The sequence below is a fragment of the Rhodococcus sp. IC4_135 genome, assembly GCF_011602025.1.
In the GTDB taxonomy this organism is placed as follows: Bacteria; Actinomycetota; Actinomycetes; order Mycobacteriales; family Mycobacteriaceae; genus Rhodococcus_F; species Rhodococcus_F baikonurensis.
Map to the genome: position 1 here is coordinate 454,510 of NZ_JAAOLG010000001.1, position 17,700 is coordinate 472,209.

Consider the following 17,700-nt stretch of genomic DNA (forward strand, 5'->3'; position numbering starts at 1 on the left):
TTGCATATGCGCTCGTAGCTGTATATGTGCCGGAATTTCCGTACGTCGAGGAAGAAACAGCGATGTCGACTTCTGTCGAAGCAATAGAACCAACACCGGTCCAGGAACCGGGTCGTGAGCCGCGCCGGCCGTGGACTTCGAGTGTGACCACCGTCGGACTGCCGGTGCTCTCGGTGATCGCATTCCTGGCTTTGTGGCAGGTCGCCGCTGCCAGCGGGACCTGGAGCGAGACCTTCGTTCCGTACCCGAGCACGGTCTGGCATGCCTTCGTCAACACGATGACCACGCACGACGGAGTGCGTGGCTACCAGGGGTATTTGCTCTGGGAGCACCTGTACATGACGCTGCGACGGGTGTTGGTCGGCGTCGTCATCGGCGTCGGCTTGGGTGTGATCCTCGGCTTGGCCATGGGATCGGTGACATGGTTGCGGAGCCTGCTCGAACCATGGTTGACGTTCCTGCGCGCATTGCCTCCCTTGGCGTACTTCTTCCTGCTGGTGATCTGGCTGGGAATCGACGAGGCACCGAAGATCACCCTTCTGGCGCTCGCTGCGCTCCCGCCGGCAGCAGTGGCCACCACAGCTGCTGTTGTCGCGGCGCCTGTCGGACTGGTCGAAGCGGCCAGGGCGTTGGGAGCCTCACGAACGCAAGTGATTCGAGACGTAGTCGTGCCGTCGGCGTTGCCGGAAACTTTCACGGGCATTCGGTTGTCGGTGGGTATGGCGTACTCGTCGGTGGTCGCGGCCGAACTGTTCAACGGCATTCCCGGAATCGGCGGAATGGTCAAGGATGCAAGCAATTACAACAACACTCCGGTAGTGCTGGTGGGGATCTTCGCCATCGGATTCTCCGGTTTGATCATCGACGGACTGTTGCGGGCTGCTGAGCGCCGCGCCGTTCCCTGGAGGGGAAAAGTATGACTGACAATCAGAAACACGCCAGCAGCAATCCGAAGCGCAGCAGTGACTTGACGCGTAATGAGGGAAGAGCTTCCCGGACGGCGTTCACCGTACTGATCGGTGTCCTCGCTCTCGTCCTCGGCGCGTGCTCGGTGGATCATTCCGGCCAGGATTCGTCCAAGGAGACGATACGCATTGCCTACCAGTCCTTCCCGAGCGGCGACTTGATCGTCAAGAACAATCGCTGGCTCGAAGACGCTCTGCCCGAGTACAACGTGAAGTGGACGAAGTTCGATTCGGGAGCCGACATCAACACCGCCTTCATAGCCGGTGAAATCGACTTCGGTGCAATCGGTTCGAGTCCGGTCGCTCGTGGACTCTCGGCGCCGCTGAACATCCCGTACCAGGTCGCGTTTGTTCTCGACGTGGCCGGTGACAACGAAGCCTTGGTGGCGCGCAACGCAACCGGAATCAAGACCGTGGCCGATCTGCGTGGCAAGAAGGTGGCAACGGCCTTCGCGTCGACCGCTCACTACAGTCTGCTGGCAGCTCTGAACCAGGCCGGACTCAGTGCCGATGACGTTCAGTTGGTGGATCTCCAGCCGCAAGCGTCACTGGCCGCTTGGCAGCGCGGTGACATCGATGCCGTCTACACCTGGTTGCCCACGCTCGACGAACTTCGCAAGGACGGAACACAGTTGATCGCCAGCCGCGAGCTGGCGACGGCAGGAAAACCGACACTGGATCTGGGTGTGGTGTCGACGTCGTTTGCGAAGGATCACCCCGAGATCGTCGACACCTGGCGCCAGGTTCAGGCCCGTGCGCTCACGACGATCGCCACTGATCCGAACGCGGCAGCGGAAGCTGTTGCCGCGCAATTGGGCGCATCCAAGGAAGACGCGGCAGCGCAGCTGAAGCAGGGTGTGTTCCTCACTCCTGAACAGATCTCGTCGCCGGAGTGGCTGGGTACCGAAGGCTCTCCCGGGAATCTGGCGGTGAACCTGCAGAGCGCAGCGCAATTCCTCGCCGAGCAGAAGCAGATCGACAGTGTGCCTGATCTGACGGTCTTTCAGAATGCTCTCTATGTGAAGGGGCTTCCCGATGTCCTTGACCAGTAGCGTGACCGCGCAGCAGGCCGCGGGAGAATTCGCTGCCGACCGCCCGGGTGCGATCCGAATCGACACTGTCTCACACCGATACGGCCACGGCCGAGAGTCCGTGACGGCACTGGGGCCGGTATCGATCGACGTCGCACCCGGTGAGTTCCTGGTCCTCGTCGGGGCGTCTGGTTGCGGCAAGAGCACATTGCTGCGGCTGATTGCGGGTTTCGAAAATCCTTCCAGTGGAACAGTTCAGGTATCAGGATCCGACCCGATTCCAGGGTCGAGTGCCGGCGTGGTGTTTCAGCAACCACGACTGTTTCCGTGGAAATCGGTGGGCGGCAACATCGATCTGGCACTCAAATATGCCGGGGTGACGAAGAGCGAACGCGGGCGAAGGTGCGACGAGCTTCTCGACCGCGTCGGTCTGGGCGGCACAGCGGACCGGCGAATCTGGGAGATCTCCGGCGGCCAGCAGCAGCGGGTGGCCATTGCCCGGGCATTGGCGGCCGAAACCTCGTTGCTCCTGTTGGACGAGCCATTTGCCGCGCTGGACGCCCTCACTCGCGAGCGCCTGCAGGAGGACCTCCGCAACGTCAGCGCCGAATCGGGCCGAACGAGTGTCTTCGTCACTCACAGTGCCGACGAGGCAGCCTTTCTCGGCTCCCGGGTCGTGGTCCTGACAAGTAGGCCGGGCAAGGTTGCGCTCGATCTGAAAATCGATCTGCCACGAACAGGTGTCGATCCCGACGACCTGCGCGGCTCACCCGAGTATGCGGCATTCCGAGCCGAAGTCGGCCACGCGGTCAAGGTCGCCGCTGCAGCGTAGGTACCCTGCGCGTCGACTTCCAGGTGGCCGCGTCGATAATAGGAAGGAGAACGTGCAGGACACGACGAACAAGGAGTGGTCATGGCAACTGAGGTGGAGTCCGGTGACCTCGTGCAGGCAGCCGGCCATGCGGGTCCGTGGACGGTAGTCGAAGTTCGCCAGGGAATGGCGCTGCTCGAACACAGTGACGGGCACAGGTTGTCGCGTCGAACGACGACGCTGACCGTTGTCCGCAAGGGCTCGGGCAAGAAGACGACGGCCGTCGAGGACGGGAACGACGAAAACGGATCGCCTACCCTGTTCGACTGACCTTCTGTCAGCCTGAGACGGCGTCAGCTGGAGAAAATGTCGTCGACGCGTTTGTCGAAATACTCGGCGATTCGGAATGCCAGTGACAGACGGGGGTCGAAGTGGCCCTTCTCGATCGAGATGACGGTCTGGCGGGTGATGCCGAGCGCGTCGGCGCATGCTTGCTGTGACAATCCGGCTGCCGTCCGAAGTTCATGGAGATTGTTGCGCATCAGATCTCGATTGTGGGGGTGCGGTCCCTCGACACTGCCCAGTACCGGATTCCGAAGTCTGCCAGACCGAGAGCGGTGAATATCAGGAGCGGTAGTTCGGGTGCTCCGAAGACGTTGTGCGCGATCAGTGCGATTCCCATGGCAGTGATCAAGTCGGTGAACGCGCCGAATCCGGCCTTGCGACTCCATTCTGTTTCGACGGCGTCCTCGGGGTAGGCGGGGGCCTTGTTGTTCTCCGAGGGGAAGAGAGCCCACACCGATCCGATGCAAGCCGGTGCCATGACTAGTGCGAAGACGATGAAGGTCAACGTCTTCCGGTCATCGGCGGTCAAGGCTGCGAGAAGACTGAAGGACAGCGTTACTGTGACGCCGATACCGATGATCAGGCTCCACCGTGCCGTGGTGCTCATGAAGCCTCCCGGATGTAAGAGTTCTTTGACATGGATGAGCGTAGATCCGCGTACGCCGCATGTCAAAGAACTCGTACACCACGCTGCGGGTCAAGCGATTCCGAAAGGCGCCGCGTATGAAAACTTCCCCGTCTGATCGGCGCGGTGCGCGGTGAGTGTCCTGACCTGAAAGTGAGCGCCCCACTCGGCTTCCGGAGACTCGATTCCGGCGTCCGTGCTGGTGACGAATCCGAACCGCGGGTAGTACTCGGTGCTGCCCAGAAGTGCGATCAGTGGCACGTCCAGAGCGTCGCACGCACCGATCACCGCGTGCATCAGTGCCGAACCGACGCCACTGCGCTGGTTGCCCGGTGTGACCGCCAACGGGCCGAGACCCACCGCTTGCACGGGGCCGACCCATCCACGAGTTCCGATCACGAAACCGACGATCTCTTCGCCGGCTACGGCGACCAGTGACAGTGTCGGCAGGTAGTCGTCCGAGGTGAAGAGTTGACGTGTCAGTTCGATCTCGTAGGCAGGCTCGCCGGGCGCCGCCTGGTCGGCAAATGCTGCTCCGAGTAGTGAATAGACGGCGTCACGGTCGGAAGAAGTTTCGCGGCGGATGTACATGGCCACGAAACTACCCGGTTCACTTCGGATTGCGCACCCCGTTTTCGGCCTGCCTGGCCACGCGCTTTTCGTAATCCGCACGCCCGTTGGGATCTACCGACGTCAGTGCGCGACGATCGTCGACGACCCGGCGTCCGATGTTGATCATCCATTCGGGTACAACAGCATCGACGAGGTCCCAGCCGGCAAGGTAACGCGGCACAGTAGTTTCGGCTCGTCGATGAGCGACCGTGTCGACGACGGCTCTGGCCACGACTTCGGGTTCAACTGTCGGCATGCCCTTTCCGAGAGGCACACCGGAGGAGAGTCCGGTGCGCACCGCGCTGGGCAGGACAGCGCTGACGCTGACTCCGATATCTGCGAATTCGACACGGGCAGAGGCAGAAAGGCCCACCGCGCCGAACTTGCTTGCGTTGTACACCGCCATTCCCGGTACCGGTAGCTTGCCTGCCATGGATGCGATGTTGACGACGTGGCCTCGTCGTCGGTCCACCATGCCGGGCAGCACAGCGCGCATCCCGTGAATCGGGCCCCAGACATTGACGTCGAGGGTGACTCGACTGGTGGCGTCGGACTCGTCGAGGAAGCCGCCGAGCGGCATCACGCCCGCATTGTTGACCAGAATGTCGATGTGACCGAATTCGCCGATCACTGTGGAGACGAACACATCCCAGGATTCGCGTGAGGTGACGTCCAGAGCGTAGCCGCGGGCCCGTGCGCCGATGGATGCGGCGGTGTCCACGGCTGTCTCCTCGTCGAGGTCGCCGACGCATACGAGTGCGCCGCGAGTTGCGAACAACTCGGCTGTGGCCCGGCCGATTCCGCGGCCACCGCCGGAGATGACGACGACTGCTCCGTCGAGATCGATCGGCGGGTAGGTGGTGCCGAAAAGACTCATGTCGTGTACTCCGGTTCGAGGGTGGTGGTGGGCTCAGTGGCCGAGTCGTCGGACGCAGGGTTGTCGGACAACGTGTGGTTGTAGGCATATGGATCGAAGGCCCGTAGCCGCCGACGCATGGCCCCTGACGACCACGGCCAGTTGAAGCTGTTGCGGCCGTTGACGTCGAAGAAATAGCTTTCGCAACCACCGGCGTTGTAGACCGTGGTTCCCAATGCCTCCTGAACTTGAGAGTTGAAGGCTGCCTGCACTTCCGGGCGCACGTCCATATTTTTCCAGCCGTGCCGACGAGCGTGGCCGATCGCCTGCGCCACATAATTCAGTTGGGCTTCCAAGATCATGAAGGCCGACGTGTGTCCGGTGCCGAGGCTCGGGCCCAGCAGAATGAACGCGTTGGGGAATCCGCTGACGGCGGAACCGAAGTACGCCTGCGGGCTTCCGTGCCAATGATCGTCGAGGGATCGACCTTCTCCGTCGAATACCTTGGATGCGATGGGCATGTCGAGGATGTGGAATCCCGTGCCGAAGATGATGGCGTCCACTTCCGATTCCGCTCCGTCGGCGCCGATCACGGTGTTGCCGTGGATCTCTTCGACCGCGTTGGCATGGACGGTGACGTTGGGTCTGCCGAGGGCCGGGTAGTACGAGTTCGACATGAGCAGTCGCTTGCAACCGAGGGTGTAGTCGGGAGTCAGCGCCTTGCGCAGCTTCGGATCGCGCACCTGCAGGCGCAATTGGGCCGACCCGAGTTTCTGCACGATACGCAGGATCCACGGATTGCGGAACCCCAATCCCAGCGTCTCCATGATTCCGTATTCGATGCTGCGCAGGGCCTTGTGCGCTCCCGGTACGAACCGCATGACGGACCTTTCGATGCGCGGTACGTAGTGATCGGGTTTGGGAAGAACCCATTGAGCGGTTCGCTGGTAGAGGTGAAGTGTGGAGACCTCTGAGACGATTCGCGGAACGAATTGGACGGCGGAAGCGCCGGTACCCACGACAGCGACGCGTTTTCCGCTCAAGTCGTAGTCGTGATTCCACTGCGAGGAATGAAAAACTTCGCCCTCGAACGTTTCCAGTCCGGGAATCGCCGGCGTCAAGGGTTCGTTCCACGGACCAGCAGCGGCTATCACGAAGCGAGCAGTGAGTTCACCGCTGGAAGTTGTTATTTTCCACAGTGATTGCGGCGCATCCCACTGTGCGGAGAGCATTTCGACCCCGAAGCGAACGTGTTTGTCGACGCCGTGGCGGACGGCCGTGTCCTCGATGTATTCGCGGATCTCCGGCTGCTCCGCGAACAATCGCGTCCAATCCGGATTGGCGGCAAAGGAGTACGAGTACAGCCCGGACGGAACATCGCACGCGCAACCGGGATACGTATTGGCGCGCCAGGTGCCGCCGAGGGACTCGGCCTTTTCGAGCAGGACGAAATTGTCGATCCCGAGACGCTGAAGATGGATGGCTGCGCCGATTCCGGAAATTCCGCCGCCGATGATCACGACCTCGAAGTGGTCAGATTCGTTGTTCACTGAGACTGCGCTTTCACTGGTGGGAGCGGGTGGCGTGGAACGGGTGCATATCGAGTTCGCGCTTCACGCTCGCACGTGTCGTACGCAGCGATGATTCGAAGGTGGCGAGCCGCCGTCGACTGTCCATGAAGTTGGCGCCCATGACGGCAAGATCGTCGTCGGTGGCATCGATTCGCAAGACCCTGGTGCCCGCAGCGCGCACCAGATCGATCTCACGATCGAGGCCTTCGGACATGGAGTGGCGCAGGGCGCCGCGTTCGATGCGGGCGGCACCCCGTGCGGGCTTCAGGGTTCGAGATGCCATGGGCGCCAGTACAACCAGCTCGTCCAGCGCGAGAGGGAGCAGGAGGTCAACCGAAGCGGTGGATGCGGCGCCGCCGTCGATGTACCTGACGCCGCCGATGGTGACGGGTGGGAACCAGCCGGGAATCGCCCACGACGCTCGAAGCGCTTCACCGACGGTCGCTTTCGGGGCCCCCTGCGCTCCGAATGCGACTCTTCGCCCCGTTTTGTAGTCCATGGATACCATGTGCGCACACGGATGTGGGAGCCACGCATCGCCAGGGGCAAGAGATTCGGCGAGCGTGGTGAGCCAGGACGGGTCACCGCCACCCACCGGTGCAATGCCGCTCATCCGGCTCAGAAAGGGAAGATCTCGACGCGCCACCAGTCGCGGATTTCCGATCCCCAAGCGCGGTAGCGGTGGGACTTTCCCGGGTGCCGACGCTATGTGGGCGAGGAGTTCGGGACGGGCGGAGGGGTCTCCGAGTTGCATGGCTACCAGCTCGTCGACGCCGACTCCGCTGCCGAGCATCGTCACGAACTCGGCTCCGGCCGACGTTCCGATGATGGCTGTGGCTTCCCTGGGATCCCAGTCGAGTGCATCCCGAACCGAGGCGAGGGCAGCAACGGTCCAGGCGAAGCCGAGAGTGCCGCCGCATCCGATTGCCAAGCCGCGTTTCGGCGCGCTGTTTCGTCCGGACCCGGGTGCGGTGGTGCCGGTCACTTCTGAAGTCATATTTCGGAGACTATCAGTATCTGAATAACGTGGGTACCCCAAATTTGCCTATCCGAAGTGCGCGTGCGGCGAAACTTCGGTATTCGGCTACCGTTGGAATCTCGATGCTCAGAACCATGAGGAGGTTCCGATGGCGCGATTGACCAGGCAGGAAGCGCAGGCGTTGACCCGCGAGACCTTGTTGGCTACGGCCGTCGAACATTTTCTCGATCGCGGGTACGCCGCCGCATCGCTGGATCAGATCGCCGAGGATGCCGGCTATTCCAAGGGTGCGGTGTACTCGAACTTCAAGAACAAAGACGAGTTGTGCGCCGAAGTGCTCGGCCGAATCCGGTTGACCAAGGTCGGTGAGATCACCTCACAACTCGGAGCGGACTCGACGCTCGACGACGCGGTGGCAGAGTTCGCGAGGTGGGCCGAGCGGACCATCGGGGACAAGAGATGGACGTTGCTCGAAGTCGAATTCTCGGTGCGGTCGCGGCACAGCGAAGAGATCCGCGAGAAGATCGCGACAGGCGCCGATCAGGTGCGCGGATTGATCGCCGGAGTGGTGCAACATCTTGCCGAGTCCAACGGTGTGACGCCGACACTGGACCCGAACGCGGCGGCACTGCGCATACTCAGCGTCGGAATCGGTTTGGGGCTACAGCGTGCGATCAGTCCCGAGCTTCCTGTTGACCCACTGGTGGATACGTTGCGGGAGATTTTGCTGGGTGGGTGAGTAGAACGCGCAGCATCCCGCCGATCTCGGCGACGGCGGCGCGCGAACCGGCGCTCGGTCCCAGAACGTTGACGAAGCCGTGGATGAATCCGGGATAGCGTCGATCCGTCACGTGAACACCGTTGTCGCGCAATCGAGCTGCGTAGGCTTCGCCTTCGTCTCGGAGTGGATCGAATCCCGCCGTGATCACGATGGCCGGCGGCAGTCCGGCCACGTCGGGGGCGCGTAGCGGCGACACCATCGGATCGAGTCGATCGGCATCGGTGCCGAGGAAACTGGACTCGTAGAAGTTCATGTTGGCCTCGGTCAGGAAGAAGCCTTCGCCGAACGTCGTTCTCGACGGCGCCTTCTCGTGAAAGTCGGTAGCGGGGTAGATCAACAGCTGCGCTGCCGGTGAGGTCTTGCCGTCGTCGCGGGCACGCAGCGCCACCGTTGCCGACAGGTGCCCACCCGCGCTGTCGCCGCCGACAGCGATGCGACTGGGGTCTGCGCCGAACTCGTCGGCGCGTTCGACGATGTCGAGGTATGCGGCATAGGCGTCGTGTACTGGTGTGGGGAAAGCGAATTCGGGTGAGAGCCGGTAGTCGACCGAGATGACCCGTGCGCCGGAGGTTTCGGCCAACAGGCGGCACGGAGCATCGTGGGATTCGATGCTGCCCTGTACCCAGCCGCCGCCGTGGAAGTAGACGAGCAGAGCGCCGGTGTCGGCGGTCGGAACGTAGAGCCGGGCGCGAAGCGGGCCGTCGGCGCCCGAAACGGAAATCTCTTCGGTGTGGACCGGAGCGGGTCGGCCACCCATCATGATCGCCGTTCGGGTGAGATTGGTGCGAGCCGCGGCGAGTGACCGGGGATCGGTTGAATGCGAGGGCAGCGGCCGCGTCTTCGCGAGCGTGAGCAGCAGGTGTGCGTCGGCGTCGAGCGTGTTGCCCTCGATGATGACGGGTGGTCCGGTGATTCGACGTTTCACCGCGCTGGGCAGCGCGAATGCGGCTGTCACCAAGGATGCTTCGGCGCGATCTCGAATGCTGCGGCTGCTGGCCTGCTTCACGGATTCCGACACGTGGCGCAGACTACCAAGCATGACTACTGCGGCACTGTCGATCACGCAGATCGAGAACACACATCTGGTTCGGTGCGGTCACGCCAATTGGGTACTGGTCGAAGAGGGGGCCGATCTGACGTTGATCGACGGCGGATACCCGGCCAACGGTGCCGACGTCGAACGCTCGATCGAGCAGATCGGTCACCAGCTCGGGGATGTGCGGGCAATCCTGGTCACTCACGCGCATGTCGATCACATCGGCGGAATCGCGGACATCGTGACCAGGCTCGAGGTTCCGGTTCTGATGGATCCGTTGGAAGTGCCTCATGCGAAGCGGGAGTATCTGCAACAGTTGTCGCCGGCCGGAGTTCCGTTGCTGTTGTGGCGGCGAGGTGCTCCGAGGTGGCTTCGCGACGTGATCGGAGTCGGCGCGTTGAAAGGTGCGGAACTGCCTCAGGCACAGGCCTTTGCGTCCGGTGGTGCTCTGGATGTTCCCGGACGGATCGTGCCGATTCCCGCCCACGGGCATACCGACGGCCACAGCGCTTACCTTGTTCCTGACGCAGGCGTCATCGCGTCGGGTGACGCTCTGGTGACCGGACACGCGACGTCGAGCGTCGCCGGACCACAATTTCTTGTGTGCCCCTTCAATCATGACCGTGAAGCGACCGACGAGGCGTTGGACAACATCGCCGCGGCACCTGCCGGTGCGCTGTTTCCCGGACACGGGCCGGTCTACGAGGGCAGCATGGCTGCCGCAGTCGAACAGGCCCGAGCGGGCCGGACAAGGATGCGTCCATGAGTACCGTCGAAACGGTCGACGAAGGTGCGGTGCACGGTTTCCTGCATCGGCCTGCTTCTGCGCCGATCGCCACGCTTGCACTGACTCACGGCGCGGGAAGTAACTGCGACACTGTGCTGTTGCGCGCTGTTGCCGACGGCTTTGCGGAGGCGGGAGTGCAAGTCCTGCGATTCGAACTCGCGTTTCGGGTGCGTCGAGCTTCGGGGCCGCCACACCCGTCGCGTGCTGCGGAGGATCGCGCGGGCATTGCCGAGGTGATTGCCGCTGTTCGCAAGGACGACTCGGTGCCTGGACCCGTTCTGCTCGGCGGACATTCGTACGGTGGGCGGCAGGCGTCGATGCTGGCGTCGGAGAATCCAGGACTTGTCGACGGCCTGGTGCTGTTGTCCTATCCGCTGCATCCTCCGAAGAAGCCCGAGAAGCTCAGAACCGAACACCTGCCCGACCTGAACACGCCGACCGTTGTCGTCCACGGATCGAAGGACGAGTTCGCGACGACTGAGGAGATGCGGGCAGCGCTCGACCTGATTCCCGCAGTGACGGCTCTGGTGGAGTTCGAGGGAGCTCGGCACGACCTGTCCGTGGTGAAGTTTCCGGTGGTTGAACAGACAGTCGCCGCAGCAACAGAACTGTTCACGCTCGGACGTTGACTCGCCGGTTGCCCGTGTCGGTGGTTCCTGGTGAGATCGAACCATGAGTGCCCAGCAGTATCAGCCAAGTGCCCTGTCCGACGTCACGGTGAGCATCGACGGCGACGACACAGTCGTCAGCTTTCCTCGGGTGCTGCCGTATCCCGTCGAGAAGGTGTGGGAGGCGATCACCGATCCGGAGATGTTGGCGCAGTGGACGCCGTACACCGCCGATCGGAATCTGAGCCGTACGGGCGACGCCGTGATCACCATGCTCACCGAGGACGGGGCTCCCGAGATGTCGCTGCCCGTCACCGTTCACGTCGTGGAGACCGCCCGGCGGCTCGAACACGAGTGGGGCCCGGACGAATTGGTGTGGGACCTGACCTCGGTCGAGGGCGGTACCCGCGTCGTACTGACGCAGAGGTCGCGGGCTGAAGGGATGGCATCGGCGCTCGCGGCGGGGTGGCATTTGTGCTTCGACGTACTCGATGCCCTTCTGGCAGGCGAGCCCTTCGGTCCGGTCGTGGGTGAACGGGCGCGCGAGTACGGTTGGGACGCGCTCAACTCGGGCTATGCGCGACGCTTGGGTATCGACGAATCTCAGGTCTGGTAGCTGCTCAGAGTTCTCGAGCGGCGGCCTCTCAACGGCAGGCTACCGAGCGGAGAGCTTTCTGGTGGAAGCTCGCACGATCAGTTCGACGGGCAGTTTGACGGATTCGACGTTCCTGCCGGCGATCAGTGCGAGCAGGTGTTCGAGCCCGGTCGCGCCGATCTTGTGGGCGGGGGACCTCACCGTCGTCAGTGGCACCGGGAGTTGGGAGACAACGGGAATGTCGTTGTAGCCGACCAGCGCAAGATCGTCGGGAATGCTCAACCCGAGATCACGGGCAACACCGAGTACGCCGATCGCGATGGTGTCGCTCACCGTGAAGACGGCGTCAGGGCGCGTGTTCCCGCTGAGCAGTGTGGCCGCCGCATCGACACCCCCTTGAACTTCGAACTCGGACGCCACTATTCGGTTCGGTGGCAGTTCCAGACCGGCTTCGGTCAGGGCGTCGCGGAAACCCGCGACGCGTTCCCGCGACGTGCTGGCGTGATCCGGCCCCGCGATCACTCCGAGGTCGCGATAGCCGCAGTCCAGCAGATGCTTCCCCGCGAGGTAGCCGCCGAGGCGGTCGTCGCCGCTGACAAAGGGAAGGCTGCTGTTCGGCGACGACGTCGCCGGGTCGATGTGCCGGTTCAGCAGCAGGATCGGCAGTGAGCGCAGGGGGAGCGAGTCGACGAAATCTGTACCCGGAAGGTGGATGCTGCTCAGCATGAGACCGTCGACCTGGCGGCTGACGAGGAACTCGACCGCTTTGCGCTGCGCGTTCAGATCGTCGGGTGGGCTGGAAAGCAGGACGGAGTACCCGGCTGCGGTGGCGGCTTCCTCGATGCCTTGGAACATGGTGGCCACAACGACGTCCGTCAGCCTCGGCATCACGACGCCGATGGTGGTGGTCTTGCGGGTACGCAGGCTGGCCGCCCACAGGTTCGGTTGGTAACCGAGCTCCTCGGCGACCTGACGAACTCGGAGTGCGGAGTCGGACCAACCGTCGGCGGGCTCAGGCTGACGGAGTACCCGCGACGCCGTCGAGATGTGGACCCCGGCCTGGTCGGCGATTTCGCGCAGCGTCGGCGGACGGCCGTTGCTGCGGTTCGACGGATCGGGCGTCATCTGCGTCGGGGCTCCTGGTGTGCGTCGGGGATTGACGGGTGTGCAACCGGGCTCTAGTCTAGGCGATGCAAACGATTGCGCAATCGTTCTCGCAAAGGATTGCGCCCGAGAACACTGGAGGCCCCGTGACCACGCCGCAGTCCCTGTCCGAGCTTTTTGCCATCGACACCCTGCTGGACGCCGAAGAGATCGCGATCCGCGACACGGTCCGCAAGATGGTCGACGATCGCATTCGCCCGCACGTAGGCGAATGGTTCGAAGCGGCAGCACTGCCGGCTCGTGAGCTGGCCAAGGAACTGGGCGCGCTCGGCGTACTGGGCATGCACCTCGAGGGCTACGGCTGTGCCGGGATGAGCGCCACGGCGTACGGGTTGGCCTGCCAGGAACTGGAAGCTGTCGATTCGGGCATTCGCAGCCTCGTCTCGGTCCAGGGTTCGCTCGCCATGTTCGCGATCCACCACAACGGAAGTGAAGAGCAGAAGGAAGAATGGCTCCCGCGGATGGCGGCCGGTGAAGCCATCGGTTGCTTCGGTCTCACTGAACCCGATTTCGGATCCAACCCCGGCGGCATGCGAACCAACGCCAAGCGCGACGGCGACGACTGGGTCCTCAACGGCACCAAGATGTGGATCACCAACGGGTCCATCGCGGACGTCGCCGTGGTCTGGGCGCGAACAGACGACGGCGTACGCGGATTTGTCGTTCCCACCGACACTCCGGGCTTCTCCGCCCCCGAGATCAAGAACAAGATGTCGCTCCGGGCGTCGGTCACCTCGGAGCTGGTGCTCGAAGACGTGCGTCTTCCTGCCTCGGCGATGCTGCCCAAGGCTCGCGGACTGTCCGGCCCGCTCGGCTGCCTCAACGAGGCGCGCTTCGGCATCATTTTCGGGGCAATGGGTGCAGCACGTGACTGCCTCGAGACCGCGATCTCGTATGCACGTGATCGCAAGGTCTTCGACAAGTCGCTCGCCGCGTATCAGATCACCCAGGCCAAGATCGCCGACATGGCAGTCGAATTGGGCAAGGGGCAGCTGCTCGCCATCCACCTCGGACGCCTCAAGGACGCCGGGACGGTTCGCCCCGAGCAGGTCAGCACCGGCAAGCTCAACAATGTCCGCGAGGCCATCAAGATCGCCCGTGAATGCCGAACCATTCTGGGCGCCAACGGCATCACGCTCGAGTACCCCGTGATTCGGCACGCCAACAACCTCGAATCCGTTCTCACCTACGAGGGCACCTCCGAGGTTCACCAGCTCGTGATCGGTCGCGCTCTCACCGGTGAAGAAGCGTTCCGGTGACGGTAGACGCTGTCGGAGCGCTCGACGGGCTGGTGATCGCTGATTTCGGCCGCGTCCTCGCCGGCCCGTACGCCACGATGATTCTCGCCGACCTCGGTGCCGAGGTCGTCAAGATCGAGCGGCCGGGGGTCGGCGACGACACTCGCAGCTGGGGCCCGCCGTGGGTGGGGGACGAGTCGAGCTACTTCCTGTCGGTGAACCGCAACAAGAAGTCGGTCACTCTGGACCTGCGTGAGCGCGAGGATCTGGAGAGTGCACGCGAGCTGGTTCGCAGTGCGGACGTCGTGGTGCAGAACTTCCTGCCGGGAACGATGGACCGTCTGGGTCTGGGCTACGACGCTGTCCGAGAAATGAATCCGCGTGCGGTGTACTGCTCGATCAGCGGCTTCGGTGGCAATAATTCTCTGCCGGGTTACGACCTGTTGATTCAGGCGGTCGGCGGATTGATGAGTATCACCGGACCCGATTCCAAGACTCCGACCAAGGTCGGAGTCGCAGTGGTCGACGTCATCACCGGCTTGCATGCCAGCGTGGGAATCCTTGCAGCGCTGCGCCACCGCGATCGAACGGGCGAAGGGCAGCACGTCGAGGTCAACCTGTTGTCCTCGTTGCTGTCCGCACTTGCCAACCAGTCGTCCGGCTACGTGGCCGCGGGTGTGGTGCCCCAGGCAATGGGCAACCGGCATCCGAGCATCGCACCATACGAGGTGTTCGACACCGCGGACCGTCCGCTGGTCCTCGCTGTCGGTAACGATCGGCAATTCGGTTCGTTGACAGCGGTTCTCGGAGTTTCCGAACTTGCCGCTGATGCGCGTTTCGCGTCCAACAGCGACCGGGTTGCGCATCGAGAAGAACTGTTCGACGCTGTCACTGCTGCGTTGGCCAAGGGCACTGCAGACTCGTGGTTCGAGGCACTGACCGAGCGCGGTGTCCCGTGTGGGCCTCTCAACGACATCGCCGACGCGATAGCGCTGGCAGAACGGCTGAATCTCGATCCGGTGGTATCCATCGACGATCCGCGTCGAGAGGCACCGACTCGGCAGGTAGCCAATCCGATTCGGATGAGCGGCACGCCGGCAACCTATCGGTCCGCCCCGCCGCGGTTGGGTGAGGACAGCGTTCCCACTCCGTCCGGAGTCAGTTGACCCAAGCGAATCGGCCACCGGAATACCGGTGGCCGATCTGCGTGTGTGGCTGACTCAGCTGACCTTCAGGACCAGCTTTCCGGTGTTCGCGCCGGCGAAGAGAAGATTGAGGCTGTCACCGAACGCGTCGATACCGCCGTCGACGACGTGCTCGCGAGCAGTCAATTCGCCACTCTTGATCCACTTTCCGATCTGCTCTTGTGCTTCTGCGTAGCGATCGAGGTAGTCGAAGACCACGAAGCCGGCCATCGTGGCGCGGTTGACGAGAAGTGACAGGTAGTGCGCGGGCCCTGGCTGAGGTTCGGTGGCGTTGTAGCCCGCGATGGCGCCGCAGATGACCACCCGAGCGCCGAGACGCAGACGGGAGAGAGCGGCGTCGAGAATTTCTCCGCCGACGTTGTCGAAGTACACGTCGATACCGTCAGGAGCATTGGACTTGAGCGCCTTGTAGACGGATTCGTTCTTGTAGTCGATGGCGACGTCGAAGCCGAGGTCCTCGGTGAGCCACGCGCACTTTTCCGGACCGCCGGCGATACCGATGACCTTGCACCCGTGGATCTTTGCGATCTGGCCGACGAGACTGCCGACCGCACCCGCGGCGCCGGACACGACTACGGTGTCACCGTCTTTCAGCTTTCCGACGTCGAGCAATCCGAAATATGCAGTGACGCCGGGGAATCCGAGAGCTCCGAGCCACGTCGGCAGGGGAGCGATGGATTCGTCGACCCGAGTGACATCTGTGCCGTCGGACACTCCGTACTCGGAAGCGCCGAACGATCCGGCCACGATGTCCCCGACCTGGTAATCGGGGTGCTGTGATTCGGTGATGCGTCCGACGCCGTGGGCGCGCATGACGGAACCGAGCTTGACCGGCGGAACGTACGACTTGACGTCGTTGAGCCAACCGCGCATCGCGGGGTCCAGGGAGAGATATTCGACCTTGACGACAAACTCGCCCGGTCCGGCGGACGGGATCTCGGCATCGACGTATTCCCAGGTGGAAGCGTCGGGAAGTCCTGTCGGGCGGGCGGCGAGGCGTACTTGGCGGTTGGTCATCTCTCCCCTTCGGCGAAACGAATTGAACTTGAGGCCGGATTCAATATAGGTGATGGATCACGAACTGGGAAGAGTTGGATGAACCGATTGACGACTATGTATGTTCGATCGATGAGCAATGTGGTCGAAGACGCGCCTGGTTGGTTCACTCGGGCGCTGGAAGCGCCGGTCGAGTCGGGGTCGGTGGAGGTCGAGGGCGCTTCAGTGCACTTTCGGGCGTGGGGGTCGGCGGGGCCGGGGATCGTGTTGATTCACGGCGGCGCAGCCCACAGTCGCTGGTGGGATCACATCGCACCGCAGTTCGCCGAGGGGCGCCGCGTTGTCGCTCTCGACTTGACTGGACACGGCGACAGTGACACTCGCGACGCCTATGCGATGTCCCAGTGGGCTCGCGAGGTGCTGGCGGCGGCCGAGGCCGGGGGAATCGACGGCAAGCCGATTCTGGTGGGGCACAGTATGGGTGGGATTGTTTCTTTCGTGGCCTCGCATCTGCACGGCGAACTGTTGGACGGGGTTGTCATCATCGATTCTCCGCTCAAGGCGCGTACGCCCGAAGAGGAGGCGGCTCGACGCCAGAATGCATTCGGCCCCAAGAAGGTTTATCCCACCAGGGAAGACGCGATGGGTCGATTCCGCTTCGTTCCGCCGCAGGATTCGGGACTGCCGGCGGTGCGTGACCATGTGGCAGCTACGTCGATGGAGGAAGTCGAGGGCGGTTGGTCGTGGAAGTTCGATCCGAACTTCTTTCTCCGAGTGGGTGCCGAAGATGTACTCGACAGCGAACCACGTTGCCGCGTAGCCTATTTCCGAGCCGAGAACGGTATCGTGTCCGATCGACTCATGGAGCACATGCGCGGATTGTTCGGACCGGAGGCCATCGTGGCGGAGATACCGGAAGCCGGCCATCACGTCATGATCGATCAGCCGTTGCAACTCGTGACCGGGGTGCGAACTGTGTTGAGTGCGTGGTCCGTTGCAAGGCGAGTGCCGGTAAATCAAGCGGTAGGTAACATTGAGGAAAGGGTAGAAGCATGAGCACGGAATTGACGCTCGAACCGAAAGTCGAAGCTGCACTGAAGTTGTGGCACAACATGATCGACACCGGTGATCTGTCGGCGCTGCCTACTATCGTCGCGCCCGACGCGCAGTTCCGATCGCCCACGGGATTCAAGCCGTACCAGTCCGCGGACGCCGTTGTGCTCATTCTCAATACGGTGATCCAGGTGTTCGAGAACTTCGAGTACCACCGAAAGTTCGCCGGAGCCAACGGGCGGCAGGTCGTGCTCGAATTCAGCGCGAACATCGGAGACAAGAGCCTCAAGGGGATCGACATGGTCGAATTCGACGAGGACGGCAAGATCGTCGATTTCGAGGTCATGGTGCGTCCGGCCAGCGGGCTCGCCGCATTGGCTGCCGAGATGGGCCGCAGGCTCGGACAGACACTACCGAACTACAAGGCCTGACCTGATTCCGG

At 63.0% G+C, this 17,700-nt stretch carries 21 protein-coding genes; 12 read left to right on the plus strand and 9 right to left on the minus strand.

The features are described 5' to 3' along the window. Window positions 1–62 precede the first annotated feature (62 nt). From G8767_RS02250 to G8767_RS02265, 4 genes are all read left to right on the plus strand, one after another. The gene (locus G8767_RS02250) at window positions 63–920 is read left to right on the plus strand and encodes an ABC transporter permease (protein ID WP_124567712.1); all 858 of its coding nucleotides are present in this window, start codon (window positions 63–65) and stop codon (window positions 918–920) included. Beyond that, on the plus strand, window positions 917–2,017 hold the full coding sequence (locus G8767_RS02255) for an aliphatic sulfonate ABC transporter substrate-binding protein (protein ID WP_124567711.1): 1,101 nt from the start codon (window positions 917–919) through the stop codon (window positions 2,015–2,017). Before G8767_RS02250 ends, G8767_RS02255 begins: the two co-directional genes overlap by 4 nt. After that, window positions 2,001–2,828, plus strand: a complete 828-nt coding sequence (locus tag G8767_RS02260) for an ABC transporter ATP-binding protein (RefSeq protein WP_206028799.1) — start codon at window positions 2,001–2,003, stop codon at window positions 2,826–2,828. The genes G8767_RS02255 and G8767_RS02260 overlap by 17 nt, the downstream gene beginning before the upstream one ends. Window positions 2,829–2,909: 81 nt before the next feature. Next, on the plus strand, window positions 2,910–3,137 hold the full coding sequence (locus tag G8767_RS02265; RefSeq protein ID WP_166809216.1) for a hypothetical protein: 228 nt from the start codon (window positions 2,910–2,912) through the stop codon (window positions 3,135–3,137). A gap of 23 nt (window positions 3,138–3,160) precedes the next feature. Here G8767_RS02265 and G8767_RS02270 read toward each other — a convergent pair whose 3' ends face one another. The 6 genes from G8767_RS02270 to G8767_RS02295 all read right to left on the minus strand — a co-directional run bounded on the left by G8767_RS02270 (window position 3,161) and on the right by G8767_RS02295 (window position 7,813). Beyond that, a complete protein-coding gene (locus G8767_RS02270) occupies window positions 3,161–3,349 on the minus strand; it encodes a helix-turn-helix transcriptional regulator (protein ID WP_166809217.1) in 189 nt (62 codons plus the stop codon). After that, a complete protein-coding gene (locus G8767_RS02275; protein WP_166809218.1) occupies window positions 3,349–3,759 on the minus strand; it encodes a hypothetical protein in 411 nt (136 codons plus the stop codon). The genes G8767_RS02270 and G8767_RS02275 overlap by 1 nt, the downstream gene beginning before the upstream one ends. Before the next feature lie 90 nt (window positions 3,760–3,849). Next, complete coding sequence (locus G8767_RS02280) at window positions 3,850–4,368, minus strand: N-acetyltransferase (RefSeq protein WP_166809476.1); 519 nt, start codon at window positions 4,366–4,368, stop codon at window positions 3,850–3,852. Between the two features lie 19 nt (window positions 4,369–4,387). Next, a complete protein-coding gene (locus G8767_RS02285) occupies window positions 4,388–5,266 on the minus strand; it encodes an SDR family oxidoreductase (protein WP_166809219.1) in 879 nt (292 codons plus the stop codon). Further along, window positions 5,263–6,795 (minus strand): NAD(P)/FAD-dependent oxidoreductase, encoded by a 1,533-nt coding sequence (locus G8767_RS02290; RefSeq protein WP_166809220.1) that lies wholly within the window; start codon window positions 6,793–6,795, stop codon window positions 5,263–5,265. Before G8767_RS02290 ends, G8767_RS02285 begins: the two co-directional genes overlap by 4 nt. A gap of 13 nt (window positions 6,796–6,808) precedes the next feature. After that, window positions 6,809–7,813, minus strand: coding sequence for a patatin-like phospholipase family protein (locus G8767_RS02295; RefSeq protein ID WP_166809221.1), 1,005 nt, complete (start codon window positions 7,811–7,813; stop codon window positions 6,809–6,811). Between the two features lie 130 nt (window positions 7,814–7,943). On the opposite strand from G8767_RS02295, the gene G8767_RS02300 reads away from it, so the two are divergent. After that, the gene (locus G8767_RS02300) at window positions 7,944–8,534 is read left to right on the plus strand and encodes a TetR/AcrR family transcriptional regulator (protein ID WP_095968649.1); all 591 of its coding nucleotides are present in this window, start codon (window positions 7,944–7,946) and stop codon (window positions 8,532–8,534) included. On the opposite strand, the gene G8767_RS02305 is transcribed toward G8767_RS02300, so the two are convergent. After that, the gene (locus G8767_RS02305) at window positions 8,470–9,594 is read right to left on the minus strand and encodes an alpha/beta hydrolase (protein ID WP_346842951.1); all 1,125 of its coding nucleotides are present in this window, start codon (window positions 9,592–9,594) and stop codon (window positions 8,470–8,472) included. The genes G8767_RS02300 and G8767_RS02305 overlap by 65 nt on opposite strands. Before the next feature lie 19 nt (window positions 9,595–9,613). On the opposite strand from G8767_RS02305, the gene G8767_RS02310 reads away from it, so the two are divergent. The 3 genes from G8767_RS02310 to G8767_RS02320 are packed head-to-tail and all read left to right on the plus strand — an operon-like array spanning window position 9,614 to window position 11,623. Then, the gene (locus G8767_RS02310; protein ID WP_166809223.1) at window positions 9,614–10,378 is read left to right on the plus strand and encodes an MBL fold metallo-hydrolase; all 765 of its coding nucleotides are present in this window, start codon (window positions 9,614–9,616) and stop codon (window positions 10,376–10,378) included. Then, entirely contained in the window at window positions 10,375–11,028 is a 654-nt protein-coding gene (locus G8767_RS02315; protein WP_166809224.1) for an alpha/beta fold hydrolase, read from the plus strand. The genes G8767_RS02310 and G8767_RS02315 overlap by 4 nt, the downstream gene beginning before the upstream one ends. Window positions 11,029–11,071: 43 nt before the next feature. Further along, a complete protein-coding gene (locus tag G8767_RS02320) occupies window positions 11,072–11,623 on the plus strand; it encodes an SRPBCC family protein (RefSeq protein ID WP_095968652.1) in 552 nt (183 codons plus the stop codon). Between the two features lie 39 nt (window positions 11,624–11,662). Here G8767_RS02320 and G8767_RS02325 read toward each other — a convergent pair whose 3' ends face one another. Further along, a complete protein-coding gene (locus G8767_RS02325) occupies window positions 11,663–12,727 on the minus strand; it encodes a LacI family DNA-binding transcriptional regulator (RefSeq protein ID WP_166809225.1) in 1,065 nt (354 codons plus the stop codon). 125 nt (window positions 12,728–12,852) lie between these two features. Between G8767_RS02325 and G8767_RS02330 the strand changes: the two genes are divergently transcribed. Beyond that, entirely contained in the window at window positions 12,853–14,025 is a 1,173-nt protein-coding gene (locus G8767_RS02330) for an acyl-CoA dehydrogenase family protein (protein WP_124567703.1), read from the plus strand. Next, window positions 14,022–15,170 (plus strand): CoA transferase, encoded by a 1,149-nt coding sequence (locus tag G8767_RS02335; RefSeq protein WP_166809226.1) that lies wholly within the window; start codon window positions 14,022–14,024, stop codon window positions 15,168–15,170. The genes G8767_RS02330 and G8767_RS02335 overlap by 4 nt, the downstream gene beginning before the upstream one ends. 54 nt (window positions 15,171–15,224) lie before the next feature. Here G8767_RS02335 and G8767_RS02340 read toward each other — a convergent pair whose 3' ends face one another. Beyond that, entirely contained in the window at window positions 15,225–16,226 is a 1,002-nt protein-coding gene (locus G8767_RS02340; protein WP_095968655.1) for an NADP-dependent oxidoreductase, read from the minus strand. Window positions 16,227–16,337: 111 nt separating this feature from the next. On the opposite strand from G8767_RS02340, the gene G8767_RS02345 reads away from it, so the two are divergent. Both G8767_RS02345 and G8767_RS02350 read left to right on the plus strand, forming a co-directional pair. Then, window positions 16,338–17,261 carry an alpha/beta hydrolase gene (locus G8767_RS02345; protein WP_166809227.1) on the plus strand — a complete coding sequence of 308 codons (924 nt, stop codon included), beginning with the start codon at window positions 16,338–16,340 and terminating at the stop codon, window positions 17,259–17,261. Continuing rightward, on the plus strand, window positions 17,258–17,689 hold the full coding sequence (locus tag G8767_RS02350; RefSeq protein WP_166809228.1) for a nuclear transport factor 2 family protein: 432 nt from the start codon (window positions 17,258–17,260) through the stop codon (window positions 17,687–17,689). The genes G8767_RS02345 and G8767_RS02350 overlap by 4 nt, the downstream gene beginning before the upstream one ends. Window positions 17,690–17,700: the final 11 nt, after the last annotated feature.